We start from the raw sequence: 16,946 nt of genomic DNA, 5'->3' as shown, positions 1-16,946 counted from the left end.
CCGTGAAACGGTGAACTGCTCTAGGACAGAATCCCGAGAGGTCGAATGGACTCTCGCTCATTCGACCTCTCGCAAGCGGTAGCCGACACCAGTCTCGGTAGTGATATAGCGCGGTTGGTCGGGGGTCTTCTCGATCTTCTGCCGCAGCTGCCGGACATAGACCCTGAGATATTGCACGTCGGTCGAATCGCCCCAGACCTGCTTCAACAGGAAATGGTGGGTCAGGACCTTGCCGGCATGCTGCACCAGGATGCGCAGGATGTCATATTCCTTTGGCGACAGCTTTACGTCCTTGCCTTCGACCTTGACGATGCGCTTGACCAGATCGACGCTGAGGTCGCCGGTGTGGAACACCGGCTTCTCGCCCTGTTGCTGGAACTTGTGCCGCAGCGCCACGCGGATGCGAGCGATCAGCTCGTTCATGCCGAAAGGCTTGGTGACGTAGTCGTCGGCGCCAAGTTCCAGTGCGTTGACGATGCCGGCCTCGTCAGTGCGGCTGGAAAGAATGACCACCGGTATATCGAGGCCGTCGTCGCGCCATTTGCGCAACAGCTCATGGCCGCCCATGCCGGGTAGGCCGAGGTCGAGCAAGACGAGATCGGGCTTCTCCGCCTCCATCAATTCGATCGCCACCCTGGCGTTCGGCGCCTCGCTGATCGCATAGCCCTGGCTGCCGAGGCCGACGCGAAGCAGCTTGCGGATCGGCGGTTCGTCATCGACAACCAGTATCCTGACGTTTGAGTTTGTCATGCAAAGTCACCAACATCGTGGTCGTCCGTAGTGGAGGCATCGAGATCCGGCGGATTCGCCGGCCTCGGCATCCTGATGGTGAAAACCGCGCCCGAACGGTCGGTGCGGTTCGCCGCCGAGATCGTGCCGCCCATCGCCTCGATGAAGCCACGGCAGATCGACAGCCCAAGCCCGGTGCCGGCGCGGACCTGATCGCGCTTGCGCACCCGGTAGAAGGTATCGAAAATCCGTTCCAGATCGCCGGGAGGAATGCCCGGCCCTTCATCCATGAGCTGCAAGATGACGGAACCGTTGTCGGTCCAGCCCTGCAAGCGGATCGTCGATCCGGCGGGTGCGTATTTTGCCGCATTGTCGAGGAGATTGAACAACGCTTGCTCGAACAGGACGGGGTCCACCTTCAACATCGGCAGATCCGAAGGGATGTCCGTCTCGATCTTGTGCTCGCCGATGATTTTCTTGGCTCTCTGCAACGCGGAGCCGACCATGTCGCCGACATAGTGGAAAGCGTAGTTCGGCTCCATCGCGCCGGATTCGATCTTGGTCATGTCGAGCAGATTGGCGATGAAGCGGTTCAAGCGCTCGGATTCGTCGAGCACGGTCGTCAGCAACTCCGCCCGATCATTTTCGGGAAGTGCCGGCGCGAACTCCCGCAGCGTACCTGCAGCACCCATGATGGCGGCGAGCGGCGTCTTCAGGTCATGCGAGATCGAGGTGAGAAGCGCCGAGCGCAGCCTGTCCGCCTCGGCGGCGAGCCTGGCGCGATCGACGTCGGCGACGAGCTGGATGCGCTCGATAGCGACCGCTGCCTGATCGGCCAGCGCGTCGAGCAGGCGCTGTTGCTCGGGCGTCAGCAGCGGGCCCTGCTTGTCGTTGTCGAGGCCGACAACGCCGATTGCGGTGCGCCCTGTCCGCAAGGGCAGATAGAGGCGCTTGGCGCCGGGAAGCGTGTCGGCACCGCGTCCTGCGGCGCGGTTGTGCTCCCAGGCCCAGCGGGCGGCGGCGATGTCGGCCTCCGCCAGTGTATCGTCGGGCGGATAGCCGGCCTTGACGGTGATCGTTCCGTCTTCCGGCAGGAGCAGCACCACGCGCAATTTCAGCATCGAGGCGATCTGGAAGGCGGTGGCCCAGAGAACGTCGTCGAGCGTGCCGGCACCGGCAAGCTTCTTTGAAAAGAGATAGATGTCCTCCGTCGCCCGCGCCCGTGAGCGGGCGGCGACCGCCTGGCGCTGCACGCGTGCCGTCAGATTGCTGGCGATGACCGCAACAACCAGGAAGACGCCGAGCGCGACAATGCTCTCCGGATCCCGGATCGTCAGCGTGTAGCGCGGCTCCAGGAAGAAATAGTTGAAGGCAAGGGCGCTGATGAGACAGGCGTACAGTGCCGGCCAGAGACCGCCGGTCACCGCCGATGTCAGCACCCCGATGAGAAAGATGATCGCCAGGTTGCGAACGTCGAGAAACTGGTCGAGCAGGACGGCGAAGGCGAGCGAGCCGGCGACAAAGGCCGTGGCCTTGAGATAGGGCCGGATCTGGAACTGCCACTGCTCGTCGGCCGCCTTGACGTTTCTCGACGTTGCCTCGGTGTTGCGTTCGGTTCCCGAAATGACATGGACGCTGATGTCGCCGGCATTGCGGATGAGATCATAGGTCAGCGAGCCTTCGATCAATTCCCGCCAGCGCGACCGGGTCGGCCTGCCGACCACGATATGGGTGAAGTTGTTCGCCGTCGCATGGCGAACGATCTCCTGCGCGACGTTCTGCCCGGGAATGGTCGTCACCTCGGCGCCGAGCTGCTCGGCAAGGCGCAGGTTCGTCGCGAGCCGGTCCTTGTCTTCCTCGGACATGCCTGCCGAGCGAGGCGTATCGACATGAAGCGCCGTCCAGGGCGCACGGAGCCGGTCGGCCAGCCTGCGCGCATAGCGAATGCGGGCCGCCCCGCCCGGACGCGAATCGACGCAGACGAGGACCCTTTCGCCTGCGGCCCACGGGCCGGGAATGGCGTGGGCCTGCATATGGATCAGCAATTGGTCGTCGACACGCTGCGCGGTGCGGCGCAGCGCCAGCTCCCTGAGCGCCGTCAGATTGCCGGGTGAGAAATAGTTCTCGATCGCCCGCTGCGCGGTGTTGGGGAAATAGACTTTGCCTTCCTCGAGCCGCTTGATCAGGTCGTCGGGAGTGAGATCGATGATCTCGACATCGTCGGCCTGGTCGATGATGGAATCGGGAACCGTCTCGCGCACCCTGACCTTGGTGATCTGGGCGACGACATCGTTCAGGCTTTCGACATGCTGGACGTTGAGCGTCGTGTAGACGTCGATGCCCTGGGTCAGAATCTCCTGGACATCGAGGTAGCGTTTGGGATGGCGGCTGCCAGGCGCGTTGGTGTGGGCGAGTTCGTCGACAAGAACCAGCGCGGGCCGCCGGGTGATGATGGCGTCGATATCCATCTCCTCGAGGATGCGCCCCTTGTATTCGACCTTGCGGCGGGGAATGACTTCATAGCCCTCGACCAGGGCCAGCGTCTCCTTGCGGCCATGCGTCTCGACGACGCCAATCACCACGTCCACACCATCGGCCAGCCTGGCGCGGCCAGACATCAGCATCTCGTAGGTCTTGCCGACGCCCGGTGCTGCACCCAGGAATATTCGCAGACGGCCGCGCCCCTCGCGTTCGGCATGCTCGAGCAGCGCGTCCGGGGAAGGTCTGGTTTCGTTGCTTCTGTCGTCCGCCATCGGAACCGATCATGGATGGCGCCGGGGATGCTGTCGATCCCCGGCCCCTACCATCCACTATTTCGCGGCGTCCAGCGCTAGGTTGAGCGCCAGCACATTGACCACCGGTTCTCCCATGAAGCCGAGCTCCCTACCCTCGACCTGGCTGTCGACAAGCGCCTTGACCTTGGCTTCATCGATCCCCCTCGCCTTGGCGACGCGGGGCACCTGGAAATAGGCGGCCTCCGGGCTGATATGCGGATCGAGCCCGCTACCGGACGTCGTCACCAGGTCCATAGGAACAGGCTGGTTCGGATTCTCCGCCTTCAGCTTTTCCGCGTCGCTCTTGATGCGGTCGATCAGCTTGGGGTTGGTCGGGCCGAGATTGGTACCGCCGGAGGCGGTCGCGTCGTAGCCGTTGCTGCCGGCCGCCGAAGGCCGGCCATGGAAATACTTCTCGCTGGCAAAGCCCTGGCCGATCAACTCGGAGCCGATGACCTTGCCGTCCTTGTCGATCAGGCTGCCATTGGCCTGGCGCGGGAACAGCGCCTGGGCGATGCCGGTCATGCCGATCGGATAGATCAGGCCCGTCAGGACCGTGAAGAAGACGATCATGATGATCGCGGGTCGTATCTGGGTGAGCATGGACATATTCCTCAGAGCAATTCCAGGAAAAGTTTGAAACGGTTTCCGTCCGGAATTGCGTTAAAACAATGAGTTAAGCGAGGCCGAGGGCGGTGACGATCATGTCGATCGCCTTGATGCCGACGAAGGGGACGACGATGCCGCCGAGGCCGTAGACGAGCAGGTTGCGGCGGAGCAGCGCGCCGGCGCCGATGGCACGATATTTTACGCCTTTCAGCGACAACGGGATCAGCGCGATGATGATCAGCGCGTTGAAGATGATGGCCGACAGGATGGCGCTCTGCGGCGTGCCCAGATGCATGATGTTGAGCGCCTGCAGCGGGCCGGTCGTCTGTCCCGGCGCGACGTAGAAGACCGCGAACATCGCCGGGATGATGGCAAAATACTTGGCAACGTCATTGGCGATCGAGAAGGTCGTCAGCGAGCCGCGCGTCATCAGCAGCGCCTTGCCGATCTCGACGATCTCGATGAGCTTGGTCGGATCGCTGTCGAGGTCGACCATGTTGCCGGCCTCGCGCGCGGCGACCGTGCCGGTGTTCATGGCGACGCCGACATCGGCCTGGGCAAGGGCGGGCGCATCGTTGGTGCCGTCGCCGCACATGGCGACCAGCTTGCCCTTGGCCTGTTCGTCGCGGATGAGCTTCAGCTTGTCCTCGGGCGTGGCCTGGGCGAGGAAATCGTCGACGCCGGCTTCCGCCGCGATCGCCGCCGCCGTCATCGGATTGTCGCCGGTGATCATCACCGTGCGGATACCCATCTTGCGCAGCTCGGCGAAGCGCTCCCTGATGCCGCCCTTGACGATGTCCTTGAGGTGGACGACGCCGAGCAGGCGCCCGTCGCGCTCGACCGCCAGCGGCGTGCCGCCAGACTTGCCAATCTCGTCGGCGATCGCCTGGAGATCCCTGACGGTGTCGCTGCCGGGGCGGGTCCCGTGGGCGGCCACCGTCGACTGATTGACATGGGCAAGCACGGAATCGACGGCGCCCTTGCGGACCGACGAGCCGTCGATGTCGACGCCGCTCATGCGGGTCTGCGCGGTGAAGGGAACGAAGGTCGCGTGCAGCGTTGCCATGTCGCGGGCGCGGATGCCGTATTTCTCCTTTGCCAGGACGACGATCGAGCGGCCCTCCGGCGTTTCGTCGGCGAGCGAGGCAAGCTGGGCCGCGTCGGCCAGTTCCTGTTCGGTGACGCCCTTGACCGGGCGGAACTCGGTCGCCTGACGGTTGCCGAGCGTGATCGTGCCGGTCTTGTCGAGCAGCAGCGTGTCGACGTCGCCCGCCGCCTCGACGGCACGGCCCGACATGGCCAGCACGTTGAAGCGCACCAGCCGGTCCATGCCGGCGATGCCGATGGCCGACAGCAGCGCGCCGATGGTGGTCGGGATCAGCGTCACGAACAGGGCGACCAGCACGGTCACCGAGATGTAGCCGCCCGAATAGGAGGCAAAGCTCGGGATCGTCGCGGTGGCCAGTACGAAGATCAGCGTCATGCCGACGAGCAGGATGTTGAGCGCGATCTCGTTCGGCGTCTTCTGGCGCTGCGCCCCTTCGACCAGCGAGATCATGCGGTCGAGGAAGGTGTGGCCGGAAGCCGCCGTGATGCGCACGCGGATCCAGTCGGACAGCACTTGCGTGCCGCCGGTGACCGCCGAGCGGTCGCCACCGGATTCACGGATGACGGGTGCCGATTCACCGGTGATCGCGGCTTCGTTGACCGAGGCGACGCCTTCGATCACTTCGCCGTCCGACGGGATGATGTCTCCGGCTTCGACAAGGACGACGTCACCGACCTTCAGGCTGGTGCCGGGCACGAGCTTGAACTTGGCGCGGTCCTCGCCGGCCAGCAGCTTGGCCTGGGTCTCGGTGCGCGCCTTGCGCAACGAGTCGGCCTGCGCCTTGCCGCGGCCCTCGGCGACCGCTTCGGCGAAATTGGCGAACAGCACGGTGAACCACAGCCAGATGATGATCTGCAGCGTAAAGCTGAAATCGCCGCCGCCGGTGACGAGATCCCTGACGAACAGGACAGTGGTCAGCGCCGAGACGACGGCGACGACGAACATCACCGGGTTCCTGATCAGCGTGCGCGGGTTCAGTTTCCTGAAGGCGCCACCGATGGCAGGCCACAAGATGCGGGCATCCATGATGACCGCGGATTTGGACTGGCTCATTTGTTGGCTCCAGTATCGATGTTGTTGGCAGGCACCGATCGATCGGATGCCGAATGAAGATGCGGCGGCCCGTAGACCAGCAGCCAGATCACGATCATGACGGCCGCGATGCCCAGGAATGTGGATATGGTCGGAAAGGGAGGGGAGATTGTCTCCCCCTCCTTGTCGGTCCGACGCTCAACGTTGCGTCGCATGATGTTGAACCGGGACATGGCGGCCTCAGAAGGTTTGCCCATGGATCATGGCCAGGTGTTCGACGATCGGCCCGATCGCCAGCGCCGGGAAGAAGGTGAGGCCGACGACGATCAGGATGACGCCGACCAGCAGCCCGACGAACAGCGGACCGTCGGTCGGGAAGGTGCCGGCCGAGGCCGGGACCGTCTTCTTCGCCACCAGCGAGCCGGCGATCGCCAAGGCCGGGATGATGACCAGGAACCGGCCCATCAGCATGGTGATACCGAGCGTGATGTTGTACCAGGGCGTGTTGCCGCTCAGGCCGCCAAAGGCCGAGCCGTTGTTCGCCGCCGCCGAGGTGTAGGCATAGAGAACCTCGGAGAAGCCGTGCGGGCCGCCATTGGCGATGGAGGCGACGCCGGTCGGCAGGACGACCGCTATTGCCGTGAAGGTCAGCATCGCCAGCGGCAGGCACAGGATGGCCAGCATCGCCATCTTGACCTCCTTGGCCTCGATCTTCTTGCCGAGATATTCGGGCGTGCGGCCGACCATCAGGCCGGCGACGAAGACGGCAACCACGATGAACATCAGGATGCCGTAGAAACCGGCGCCGACACCGCCGACGATGACCTCGCCGAGCTGCATGTTGATGATCGGGATGAAGCCGCCGAGCGCGGTGAAGCTGTCATGCATGGCGTTGACCGCGCCGCAGGACGCAGCCGTCGTGATGACCGCGAACAACGCCGACAGGGCGATGCCGAAGCGGCTCTCCTTGCCTTCCATGTTGCCGCCGTCGATGCCAAGGGCATGGACGAGCGGATTGCCTGACGCTTCCGCCCAGTAGCAGATGGCGACGCCGGCGATGAACAGCACGCCCATCGCCGCCAGGATCGCCCAGCCCTGGCGCTGGTTGCCGACCATGCGGCCGAACACATTGGTCAGCGCCGCGCCGAGGGCGAAGATCGTGACCATCTGGATGAAATTGGAGATCGCGTCGGGGTTTTCGAAAGGATGCGCCGAATTGGCGTTGAAGAAGCCGCCGCCATTGGTGCCGAGCATCTTGATGGCGAGCTGCGAGGCGACGGGACCAACCGCGATCGTCTGCTGCGCGCCTTCCAGCGTCGTGGCGCTGACGTAAGGGCCGAGTGTCTGCGGTACGCCGAGCCAGACATAGACAAGGGTCAGCACGATGCAGAGCGGCAGGAGGATGTAGAGCGTGCAGCGGGTCATATCGACCCAGAAATTGCCGATCGACTTGACCGACGCGCGGGCAAAGCCACGGATCAGCGCGACCGCGATGGCGATGCCGACGGCCGCGGACATGAAGTTCTGCACCGCGAGGCCGGCCATCTGCACGAGGTAGGACATCGTGCCCTCGCCGCCATAGTTTTGCCAGTTGGTGTTGGTCGGAAAGCTGACGGCGGTGTTGAAGGCGAGGTTCGGCTCCACTGCCGTCATGCCGGCCGGATTATAGGGCAGCACGCCCTGCAGCCGTTGCATGACATAGAGCACCAGGAAGCTGGCCAGGCTGAAGAACATGATGCCTGCCGCGTAAGTGGTCCAGTGCTGCTCTTCGCGCTCGCTGGTTCCCGAAATGCGATAAAGCCCGCGTTCGAGGGGCCCGAGGATCGGCGAGAGCAATGTGCGGTCGCCGTTGAAAACGCGATACATGTAGCCGCCGAGCGGCTTCACGAGCAGAACGACGACCACGCAGTAGGCGAGGATCTGTATCCATCCAGTGAGAGTCATGGCTGTAGCTTTCCTTGCACCAGTTGCCGTCAGAAGCGTTCTGGGCGAACGAGGGCGTATGTCAGGTAGGCGAGCAGGAACAAGGTCACACCGCCGCCGAGGATATAGTCGAGAAACATGTTTCGATCCTCCGGCTTAAAGAATGTCGCAGGCTTTGATGTAGGCGAAGGACAGGGCGAAAAACAAAACCCCTATCCCGAGAACGACGATGTCCATCGTGCATTTTCCTTATTTTTGTTTTGTGCTTGGCACCCGAGTTCGGCAGGATCGAAATCATACGAAAGGCATTCCGTCACCTATGACAAGGTGATCGAGATATACGCTTCCGTGTATGATATGCATCAAAACGCCATAAAGATTCGAGACGGCGCGGGGCGGAAAGAAATAGGAATTTTATAAAGGTTTTTCACTATTCCGACCCCCACCCGTCAGCGTGAAATTCAGCGCTCTGCAGGGCCCCGTTTAATCGAAACCGCGCATGGACTTAGCCGGCAGGCAAGATGACGCAAGCTCGGATGGCTGCCGCAACTAGCTGCCCCGGATCCGGCTGACTTGGGACAAGACGGCAAAGCTATCCCAGCTATCAACGCCATTTATGCGGGTGGATTTATCGAACTCACGCGAGCATACTGCCTCACTGCGTTCCTTTGATGAGGAATAAGCCGATGCGTCTCGGTGCGAGAAGCGTTCCGATCGAGTTCTATGCAATCAGGATCGTCGCACCCGTCGCCGAGCGGCCCAGTGAAAGCCAAGTCGTCGGCTACCTTGCTGACCGGCCAATTTTTTCCACTGTCATAGACACTTTCGGCGACCACTATCACTACGTCGGTGTTGCACCAGGCCTTGGAGATGGGGGGTACGATGTCGAATCGTTTTCTCCTGGGGAATGAATTGTCGAGCCAGGATTGATCTACAGATCAGAGGACGGGGGGCTGAACAAATGGCCGATGCCAGATCGAAGCTGCGAGGGGACATCACATTGTCACCGGATGCCGATCCGGATTTGGGCCTAGCGCTATCGGAAGCTCCCGCTGTAGTCCGCTACCTTGCCTCTGTTGCGATGACCGCCGCCGCGACGACCGTGGCTGTCGGTATCGACAGCAGGGTGACGATCCCGAACCTCTCCCTCGTATTTGTGGTGCCGGTGATCATAGCGGCCGTTAGCTTAGGCTTGGGTCCGTCGCTCTGCTCGGCGATACTTGGTGCTCTCGCTTACAATTTCTTCCTGACAGAGCCTCGCTACACGCTGATCGTCGACGACCCGGCAAACGTCTGGGCGATCGGACTGCTTTTTGTCGTCGGACTCATCGTGAGCGGCGTAGCGTTTACCTCCCAGCGCAGGGCTACCGAAGCGGCACTTCTGAGGCGACAAACGACAGTGCTACAAGGCTACAGCCGCGACGTCGCGGCAGCCGACAATGCGAAGGCCATCGTCTCAATCACGTCCCAAGCTCTTGCCGCGCTCTTCCAGGCTCCTGTCGTCGTCATTGTCGTATTGGATGGCAACGTGGTTTCCATTGAAAGAGTCGGTGACGTAGAGCCGCAGGAGGCCGAAATCGAGGTGGCGCGATCAGCGTTGACGACAGGGCTTGTCGTGAGCGCCGGAGTCTACCCGGCGTTGGCCTCACGCTTTGACTTTTGGCCTGTAGCAACAACAGCAGGAGGGCCGGGGGCTGCCATTGGGCTCTTATTCGACCCCGATGAACGTCCATCGGCACCCTCCACGTTAGTCGAAATCGTGGCGCGTTTTTTGGCCCTGGCCCTTGATCGTCAGCATTTCCGGGTTAGCCGCGAGGCTCGACCGTAAATCAAACCCAAGGGGTTCACGGGAAGGTCCGCGAACCACCTTGGATTTCTAGACTGGAAACTGAAACTCGCTCGTCCTACCGCTGGCAGGATGGCAACGGCCATGGAAGGCGCCTTGGCAAGGGGTTAGCTGTTTCGCGAAGCGCAACGCACTTTGGAGAAGCAGGGGAACAAATCCTCCAATGCGAGATTGTCGACCTGAGGGCCTCACCAAAGGAGATGACAATGGCAAAACAGAAAATGCTCGACGACCTGTTTCACGACACGCTGAAAGACATCTATTTCGCCGAAAAGAAGATCCTGGCGACTTTGCCCAAGATGGCCAAGGCGGCACAAAGCGCCGACCTGAAAGCCGCCTTCGAAAAGCACCGCACCGAAACCGAGGGACATGTCGCGAGGCTGGAGAAGGTCTTCGGCGTCATCGGCAGGAAGCCCGCGGGCAAGACCTGCGCCGCCATCATGGGCATCACCGAGGAAGGCGCCGAGATCATGGAGGAGTACAAGGGATCCCCCGCCCTTGACGCCGGGCTGCTGGCCGCCGCGCAAGCGGTCGAGCACTATGAGATCTCGCGCTATGGCACGCTGAGGACCTGGGCCGGTGAACTCGGCCTCAACGAGGCGGTGACACTTCTCGAAGCGACACTGAAGGAAGAGAAGGCCACGGACGAAGCCCTGACGCAGATCGCGGAGTCGGCCGTGAACGTGGCAGCCGAGGCCGCATAGATATCCGCAAGGATCGGTCGCCATGTCTGCAATGATCTAATGATCTAAGGTGTGTTGAGATTCAGGTCGGGCCGAGCCGCAAATGCCGGGTTTCGATAACCGGAGCGGACATGAAGTCCGTGAGCACCGGAAGCGGAAGCCCGGCGTTTGCGGCCGGCATCGCCTGAATGACGATACACCTTACCGCGGCTCACGCATCATGCTGAGATAGGTCGGATCGAACTCGGCGATTTCCTGCAGCCGATGCCAGTCGAGGATGGTCACCGTATGGTTTGCCCAGTTGACGACGCCGACCTTGCGCAAGGCGCCGATGACGCGGTTCATATGCACGACCGAGAGACCGAGCACGTCGGCCAGTTCCGCTTGCGACAACGGCAAATGGAAGCTCATGCCATTTGTGCGTTCGACCACCTGCAGCCGCACGAACAGCTCGCAGACGAGATGGGCGAGGTGCGATGTCTTGGAGCGTCGTCCCATCGCAACGATCCATTCGCGATGGATGGCGCCATCGACCAGCGTGTCCAGCCACAAGAGCCTGGTGAGGTGTGGCGCCTCCTCCGTGATCGCGCGAAGCCTGCTGTGGTCGGCGAAGATGACGTGACAGGGCGACAGCGCGACGATGCCATGATCCATGGTCTTCAGCAGGAAGGCGTGGAGGTCGACGAAGTCGCCCGGCACCTGCAATGAGGTGAACTGCCGGCCGCCATTTTCGAGCACCTTGTAGCGTGCCGCCAAGCCGTCGAGGATCAACGTCGAGTAGGTCGGCCGCGATCCGGAAGCGACAATATCCTGACCGATGGCAAAATGCCTCTCGAACGTCATCGCGCTGGCCAGCAGCGCTTTTTCGGCATCGGAAAGGGCGTCGTGCTGACCGAGGTTCAGATACAGGGGTTCAAGCACCGCAATCTCCAGCGAAGAGGCCTGAGGGCCGATCGCCAAGTGTGTCGCAAGCCGGGAGCGGCTGGGGGTGCACTAGGCCTTCGGACGATGATGGGCATTAACATTTGTTAGAGTGCGCTTGTTCGTCGGCCAATGCCACCGCTGATGGAACAACAACCCGGTTTGCAGATTGAAGGTTGAACCACTCAACGTTCCATCAAGTCGGGTCCAGTGAGTAGATGCCAAGATATTTCATGGATCTCCACAGTTGCGACGGCCTCACGGTCGACGAAGAAGGACAGCTGTTCGATACGCCCGAGCGGCTGCGGCGCGAGGCGATCCGCATCCTGCCCGACATCATCCGCGACGAGATGCTCGACGGCGACGGCGCTGCTATTACCCTCGAGGTGCGGGACGAGAGCGGAAATCGCGTCCTCGTGGCATCGCTGGTCATCTCCACGCAATGGTGCGACTGAGAATTTCTCAGCCCATGTCGAGACGAAATTGAGCCAGCCATCATTTGTAATCGCCAATGCTGCCACGCTGCCGCACCATCCCGGCAGGAGGATGCATTGAGATGACGATGTTCCCGAAAATGACGTACCGGCAGATCGCGGCCCAATATGTCGACAGCAGAAGAACTCTGGCGACGCCGATATCGACGAAGCATGCGTTGCAGGCGCTGAAATCGGCGATGCCCGACTGCGCCCTCTCCGACCAGGAATTGGTGACCCTCGTGGCTGAGCTTGCCGTCGAGCGCGGCAGGAGCATTGATTTCGATATCCGGACCGAAAGGGGCAGCGGCAAATGAAACGTGCGAAAGTCGACACCGAGCGCGACGAACGCGCCAAGCGTGAATCGCAGATCGTGATCGCCGCCGAGCGCGCTGCCCGTGAAGAAAAGACGGCCAAGCTGAAAGCGCTGCGCCTTGCCGCGCAACAGGCGGACGAGCCCGCGTCCACGGCCCGCGAGCCGGGGCGCCGGCGCGGTTGATTGCCGCGCAAGGCGCACGGCCAACTTCATCGACCCAACCACGGGGTTGCTGCGAGCTATTTGTGGGTCTCAACGTGAAATCCCGACCCGGCAAGGCCAAGCCGGGCATTCCGTGGCGGCTGATTTAGCCACCACGATGGGAAGCGGCCTCAATCCTCATGCGGCGTAGCCGCCATAGCCGCGGGCGACGGCGCGGGCGCCGACCACCGGTTCGATATCCGGCCAGAGGATGCCGGCCGCTTGCGCGAATTCAACCAGCGCATGACGCGCCTGCTCGATGGTGACATAGCCCGGAATAGCGAGGTCACATGCCTGCACTGCGTTGCGGTAGAGCGGACCCCGGCGGGAGGTCGTCCACTCGGTCAGGAAATCGTGCATTTCGGCCAGCGAGGCAATCTCGCGCTTGAAACCGAGGCCGACGGTCAGTGCGACCGGTGAATGAAACAGCTTGTGGTGCATGAAGCGGGCTCCTGATCTATCGCAGCGTCTGGAGAGATATCCGGGCTGGTCCACGAACGGGACGCCAGGAAACGCGTTGCGAGGCGGGAGGTTCCAGACGGACACCCTTGTTCCTGCTGTCTGCCGCGGCGGCCCGTCAGATCAAATCAGATGCCTGCCAGACCTGGCTTCCGCTAGCGCCGACCGGCGGCATACCCGCCAGGCGCGCCGCCCTTTTCACTGGCGGCTGAGGATGCAATGGAGATAATAATCCGGCTGGATATTCTGACGCCCCATCGAACGAAATCTAGGCCCTCGCCTAGCGGCCGTCGCGCCACCAGTCATAGGATTTTGCAACCGGTGAAAGTTTGAGTTCGGAGTGAGTCCGCAAATGCCCAAAATGCCTCAGGCCGGCCAACGCCTGAATTTTCCATCGGCAGCCCCAACCCAGAAGCCGGTCCTCGTCGAGCGATCCGGCGAAAGCTGTCGAATTCGCACCTTGCGGCCAGGCGAAGTCAATGAGCGCTTCGCACGCTGGTTGGCCGATCCCGCCGTCGCAGCAGGATTGAACACGACCGCTGCACCGCTGGGCCTCGAATCGTTTCGCGCCTATGTCGGAAGTTTCGACAACGTGCGGCGTAACTTGCTGGCGATCCGCACTCTCGATGACGACGAGCCGATCGGCTTGATCATGACGGAAATTGATCCTCGCCACCGCATTGGGTCGCTACACCTGATAGTCGGTGACGCGGCACATCGACGGCTTCAGGTTTCGTTCGAGGCGACGCGCATCGCGATCTGGCACATGTTCGTTGAACGTGGGGTGGAGAAATTGATGTTCGAGCCGCTCGCCCGCAATCAGGCAGCGGTGGCCGCATGTCGGCTTGGGATGCTGCGCCAGGAAGGCGAACTGCTCGCGCACAGGCTCGATTCCAAAACTGGCGAGCGACTGGATCAGTTGATCTTCGCGCTTACGCTTGACGAGTTCAAAAACCGGGTACGTGCGGTGGCAAAACTTCCCGTTTTCGAGGGACCGGACCTGAGGCGAAACTTCGTGCGCGAAATAGCCAGGTCGTATGGTCGTAAGCAGACTTAGAACCGGTACGAAATTCCGAAGTTCAAGGTTCCGAATCTCGGTTTGAAGTCAATGGAGTTGGCGACATCCACCTTGTCAAAAAGGTACTCGACATATTCCGTTTTGAATGACCAGTTTGGTGCGAAGACATATTCCGCGCCAGCGCCGAATGCGCCACCAACAAGCGTCTTGTTCACTGTTTCGGTCCCGCCGAATGCGAAATCCGCCGACGTTTCAACACGGGTGACCGCGACACCTGCCGTGCCGTAGAGCAACAGTTGGTCCGAAGCCAGGAAACCCGCGCGTGCACGCGCCGATGCGACCCAGTCCAGGTCATAGGTATACGAATTGGTCTTGCCGCCGAACAGTGGGTCTATTGCCGTCTGGTCATGAAAGCCGAGGAAGTCGAAGCTCGCCACGCCACCGTATACAAACTGGCCAGACTGCCAATCGTGACCGACAAAAACACCACCGACAAATGCGTTCTCGTTGAAGTCCGAGCCGCTTACGGCGAAACCGCCATCAAAACCCGGGTGAGAAAATCCTGCCCCGACTTCGGCACCCGCATAATAGCCGGTCCAGTTGACGTCTTGCGCATTTGCTGGCGCGACAAGAGCCGCAAGAGCAACGGATGCATAGAAAACTTTGATCATGAAATGCCCCAACCCAACCCCACCATAAACGCGCGGCTTCGAAAAAGCTGTAGCAATGCCGTCACAGTCCGTCACTCACAGATGGCGAAGCCGGCATTGTCGAGAACAATGCAGGCCGCCGCCACAAGGGCCATCACATCTGATCGTGGTGAGGCTCTTTCGTTTGTCCAACCATTTTCGCCAGTTCCGAAAATGACGGGATGTCCGCTTCGCCTTGTGCGCTGTTTGCGATCTGTAAGAGCCGTATCGGGAAGCAGATCGCGTCGCGATTGGCTGGCGACATATCTTTATAGGTCCGCTCGTCACCCCTGACGGAGGCCTCCGCCTTTTGCAGGGCGGCGTCGATATCGTCGATCGAAAGCAGGCCTTTGTGGACCAGCAAATTGTTGATCGAGGCGAGTGCCATCATCACCCCCTCGAGCTGAAGATTGGCGACATTCATGGCCGAGCACTTTTTCCGCTGCTCGAGGTTCCCCGACTCGCTGGATCTTGCCCATCTGACTGATGCGTCTTGTCGTTCACTTCATCGGTAGGCCGCGTCAGTCCAATCCCGCTCCTGGGCTTCTTGTTGCCAGCCGCATCCTGGGAAAATGCATCCGACGGGTCGGCGCCTGTCTTGGCGGGATATTTTGTTGCTCCAGTTTCGCGACGGTTTTCATTGCCAGACATTTTCGGTTCTCCAGTGTGATGACCGATAACAGCCCCGCGTGCTGCGAGTTCCCCGTCCTTGGAACATTCCTGGCTGCCGGTGGTTGGCCAGCAAAAGAGATAGCGGGCATGGCCAGGATCAAAGATCCTGGCGAGGCAATCGTTAGGGAGCCGGAGAGTGCCGGCGGCGGGCAAGGACGCGGGCTCACGTGCAGACCCGAACCCCAGGAGACGGAGCGACCGCGACCAGTGAGCCGCAAGACGCCACGTCCCACCACAGATCAGGAGAATAGCTATGCCGCCCAGACCAGAGCCAGACCAAGAACCGCCGGTGGACGCGCCGACCTGGACGCCTGACGTGCGTGAACCTGACCCCGATTTGCTGCCGGACGAGCTGCCAGTCCCCAAGGCCAAGCGTGGTCTTGCCGGAACCAGGTCTCCCTTCGACGAGATGAGACCGAAACTTCGCGTATCCCCCTCTTAGCACATGGTCGAGGCCTTCTACGCCCGAAGCTATTGGTGTTGCATCGTCAAGGATCACGCTGCCCCTTAGGGACTGCGTAACGCCGTGGATTTTCAATGGTTCCCCCGACAGCGAAGCCCGTTGATGGTTGCCCGTCACCCGCCATGGCGCTGCGGCCGGTTCGATCCAACGGGTATCGCCGGGACTAGGCCGCACCCGAAAAATATCCAGCCCTGTTTATCGCCAATCGCCTGGAACAAAGGCGATGGGCGCAGATTAGGTCGACAGCACATGTGTGCCCAAACAAGGAACGATCGTATGAAAACTCGCCTAATGCTGGCCTCGTTGGCCACAGCCACAGCCATGGCTTTCGCACTGCCCAGCTTCGCCGCCGACAGCGCGCAAGACTTTGTCGACAAGGCCGCCGCAGGCGGAATGTTCGAAGTCGATTCGAGCAAGATCGCCGAAGGCAAAGCACAGGATCCAGGCGTCAAGGATTTCGCGCACAAGATGATTGAAGATCATGGCGCGGCCAATGCCAAGCTGGCAACGATCGCCGGCGAGCAGAAGCTGAAAGTGCCGACGCAACTGGATGCCAAACACAAAGGCGATCTGGACGCTCTGCAAAATGGCAAGGACCCCTTCGACGGATCGTACGTCCAGATGCAACGCGATGCCCATTCCGACGCCGTGACGCTGTTCGAGAGCTATGCCAAGGAGGGCGACAACGCCGAGCTGAAGACGTTCGCCCAGGAGACCGTGCCGACACTCAAGGCACACAAGGACATGATCGAAAAAATCGCGGCGGCCCTCGACACCAAGACGTCGAGTTCAGAGACGCCGAAAGTTACGGTCGGCGACACGCCCGATGCGACCCCTCCCCTGTCCGGCGCGAACAGCTTCACCGAGGACCAGGCCAAAGGCCGCATCCAGGATGCGGGCTTCTCGGATGTCTCGAAGCTGACAAAGGACGATCAAGGCATCTGGCGCGGACAGGCGAACAAGGACGGCAAGAGCACCACCGTGGCACTGGACTACAAGGGCAACGTCGTTGCCGGAACCAAGTAAAACA

General features: G+C 61.4%; 18 protein-coding genes and 1 pseudogene. 7 read left to right on the top strand and 12 right to left on the bottom strand.

Going from position 1 to position 16,946, the window contains the following annotated elements:
• Positions 1-57: 57 nt before the first annotated feature.
• From AC56QP_RS24195 to kdpF, 7 genes are all read right to left on the bottom strand, one after another.
• On the bottom strand, positions 58-750 hold the full coding sequence (locus tag AC56QP_RS24195) for a response regulator transcription factor (protein ID WP_489863175.1): 693 nt from the start codon (positions 748-750) through the stop codon (positions 58-60).
• Complete coding sequence (locus AC56QP_RS24190; RefSeq protein ID WP_489863176.1) at positions 747-3,482, bottom strand: DUF4118 domain-containing protein; 2,736 nt, start codon at positions 3,480-3,482, stop codon at positions 747-749. The genes AC56QP_RS24195 and AC56QP_RS24190 overlap by 4 nt, the downstream gene beginning before the upstream one ends.
• A gap of 57 nt (positions 3,483-3,539) precedes the next feature.
• Complete coding sequence (gene kdpC / locus AC56QP_RS24185; protein ID WP_489863177.1) at positions 3,540-4,106, bottom strand: potassium-transporting ATPase subunit KdpC; 567 nt, start codon at positions 4,104-4,106, stop codon at positions 3,540-3,542.
• Between the two features lie 73 nt (positions 4,107-4,179).
• Positions 4,180-6,273 (bottom strand): potassium-transporting ATPase subunit KdpB, encoded by a 2,094-nt coding sequence (gene kdpB / locus AC56QP_RS24180; protein WP_489863178.1) that lies wholly within the window; start codon positions 6,271-6,273, stop codon positions 4,180-4,182.
• A complete protein-coding gene (locus tag AC56QP_RS24175; RefSeq protein ID WP_489863179.1) occupies positions 6,270-6,485 on the bottom strand; it encodes a hypothetical protein in 216 nt (71 codons plus the stop codon). The genes kdpB and AC56QP_RS24175 overlap by 4 nt, the downstream gene beginning before the upstream one ends.
• Before the next feature lie 7 nt (positions 6,486-6,492).
• Positions 6,493-8,196 carry a potassium-transporting ATPase subunit KdpA gene (gene kdpA / locus AC56QP_RS24170; RefSeq protein ID WP_489863180.1) on the bottom strand — a complete coding sequence of 568 codons (1,704 nt, stop codon included), beginning with the start codon at positions 8,194-8,196 and terminating at the stop codon, positions 6,493-6,495.
• A gap of 29 nt (positions 8,197-8,225) precedes the next feature.
• A complete protein-coding gene (gene kdpF, locus AC56QP_RS24165; protein WP_091577964.1) occupies positions 8,226-8,315 on the bottom strand; it encodes a K(+)-transporting ATPase subunit F in 90 nt (29 codons plus the stop codon).
• 821 nt (positions 8,316-9,136) lie between these two features.
• Here kdpF and AC56QP_RS24160 point away from each other — a divergent pair.
• Together AC56QP_RS24160 and AC56QP_RS24155 are read left to right on the top strand one after the other, a co-directional pair.
• Positions 9,137-10,003 carry a DUF4118 domain-containing protein gene (locus tag AC56QP_RS24160; RefSeq protein WP_497101006.1) on the top strand — a complete coding sequence of 289 codons (867 nt, stop codon included), beginning with the start codon at positions 9,137-9,139 and terminating at the stop codon, positions 10,001-10,003.
• Between the two features lie 224 nt (positions 10,004-10,227).
• On the top strand, positions 10,228-10,725 hold the full coding sequence (locus AC56QP_RS24155; RefSeq protein WP_269908807.1) for a YciE/YciF ferroxidase family protein: 498 nt from the start codon (positions 10,228-10,230) through the stop codon (positions 10,723-10,725).
• A gap of 180 nt (positions 10,726-10,905) precedes the next feature.
• On the opposite strand, the gene AC56QP_RS24150 is transcribed toward AC56QP_RS24155, so the two are convergent.
• Positions 10,906-11,625, bottom strand: a complete 720-nt coding sequence (locus AC56QP_RS24150; protein WP_489863183.1) for a Crp/Fnr family transcriptional regulator — start codon at positions 11,623-11,625, stop codon at positions 10,906-10,908.
• A 233-nt stretch (positions 11,626-11,858) separates the two neighbouring features.
• Here AC56QP_RS24150 and AC56QP_RS24145 point away from each other — a divergent pair, with 233 nt between their 5' ends.
• From AC56QP_RS24145 to AC56QP_RS24135, 3 genes are all read left to right on the top strand, one after another.
• The gene (locus tag AC56QP_RS24145) at positions 11,859-12,080 is read left to right on the top strand and encodes a DUF6894 family protein (RefSeq protein WP_489863184.1); all 222 of its coding nucleotides are present in this window, start codon (positions 11,859-11,861) and stop codon (positions 12,078-12,080) included.
• Between the two features lie 101 nt (positions 12,081-12,181).
• Positions 12,182-12,415, top strand: coding sequence for a hypothetical protein (locus AC56QP_RS24140; protein WP_489863185.1), 234 nt, complete (start codon positions 12,182-12,184; stop codon positions 12,413-12,415).
• Positions 12,412-12,597: a hypothetical protein gene (locus tag AC56QP_RS24135; protein WP_091577971.1), complete on the top strand. Its 186-nt coding sequence runs from the start codon at positions 12,412-12,414 to the stop codon at positions 12,595-12,597. The genes AC56QP_RS24140 and AC56QP_RS24135 overlap by 4 nt, the downstream gene beginning before the upstream one ends.
• A 156-nt stretch (positions 12,598-12,753) precedes the next feature.
• Here the strand turns inward: AC56QP_RS24135 and AC56QP_RS24130 are convergent, their stop codons facing one another.
• Positions 12,754-13,056: a DUF982 domain-containing protein gene (locus AC56QP_RS24130; protein WP_489863186.1), complete on the bottom strand. Its 303-nt coding sequence runs from the start codon at positions 13,054-13,056 to the stop codon at positions 12,754-12,756.
• A 370-nt stretch (positions 13,057-13,426) separates the two neighbouring features.
• Here AC56QP_RS24130 and AC56QP_RS24125 point away from each other — a divergent pair, with 370 nt between their 5' ends.
• Positions 13,427-14,131 carry a GNAT family N-acetyltransferase gene (locus AC56QP_RS24125; protein ID WP_489863187.1) on the top strand — a complete coding sequence of 235 codons (705 nt, stop codon included), beginning with the start codon at positions 13,427-13,429 and terminating at the stop codon, positions 14,129-14,131.
• Here the strand turns inward: AC56QP_RS24125 and AC56QP_RS24120 are convergent.
• The 3 genes and pseudogenes from AC56QP_RS24120 to AC56QP_RS24110 form a co-directional block, all read right to left on the bottom strand.
• Positions 14,128-14,763 (bottom strand): outer membrane protein, encoded by a 636-nt coding sequence (locus AC56QP_RS24120; protein WP_489863188.1) that lies wholly within the window; start codon positions 14,761-14,763, stop codon positions 14,128-14,130. The genes AC56QP_RS24125 and AC56QP_RS24120 overlap by 4 nt on opposite strands.
• A 133-nt stretch (positions 14,764-14,896) precedes the next feature.
• On the bottom strand, positions 14,897-15,205 hold the full coding sequence (locus tag AC56QP_RS24115; RefSeq protein ID WP_489863189.1) for a hypothetical protein: 309 nt from the start codon (positions 15,203-15,205) through the stop codon (positions 14,897-14,899).
• A 612-nt stretch (positions 15,206-15,817) separates the two neighbouring features.
• A pseudogene (locus AC56QP_RS24110) lies at positions 15,818-15,952 on the bottom strand (ATPase domain-containing protein); the annotation flags it as partial.
• Positions 15,953-16,192: 240 nt separating this feature from the next.
• Between AC56QP_RS24110 and AC56QP_RS24105 the strand changes: the two are divergent.
• Positions 16,193-16,942, top strand: a complete 750-nt coding sequence (locus AC56QP_RS24105) for a DUF4142 domain-containing protein (RefSeq protein ID WP_489863526.1) — start codon at positions 16,193-16,195, stop codon at positions 16,940-16,942.
• Positions 16,943-16,946 lie beyond the last annotated feature (4 nt).

This window comes from Mesorhizobium sp. RCAM 05104, assembly GCF_059683645.1.
Note: the sequence above shows the minus strand (reverse complement) of the source record. Positions and strands in the feature narration are given on the sequence as shown.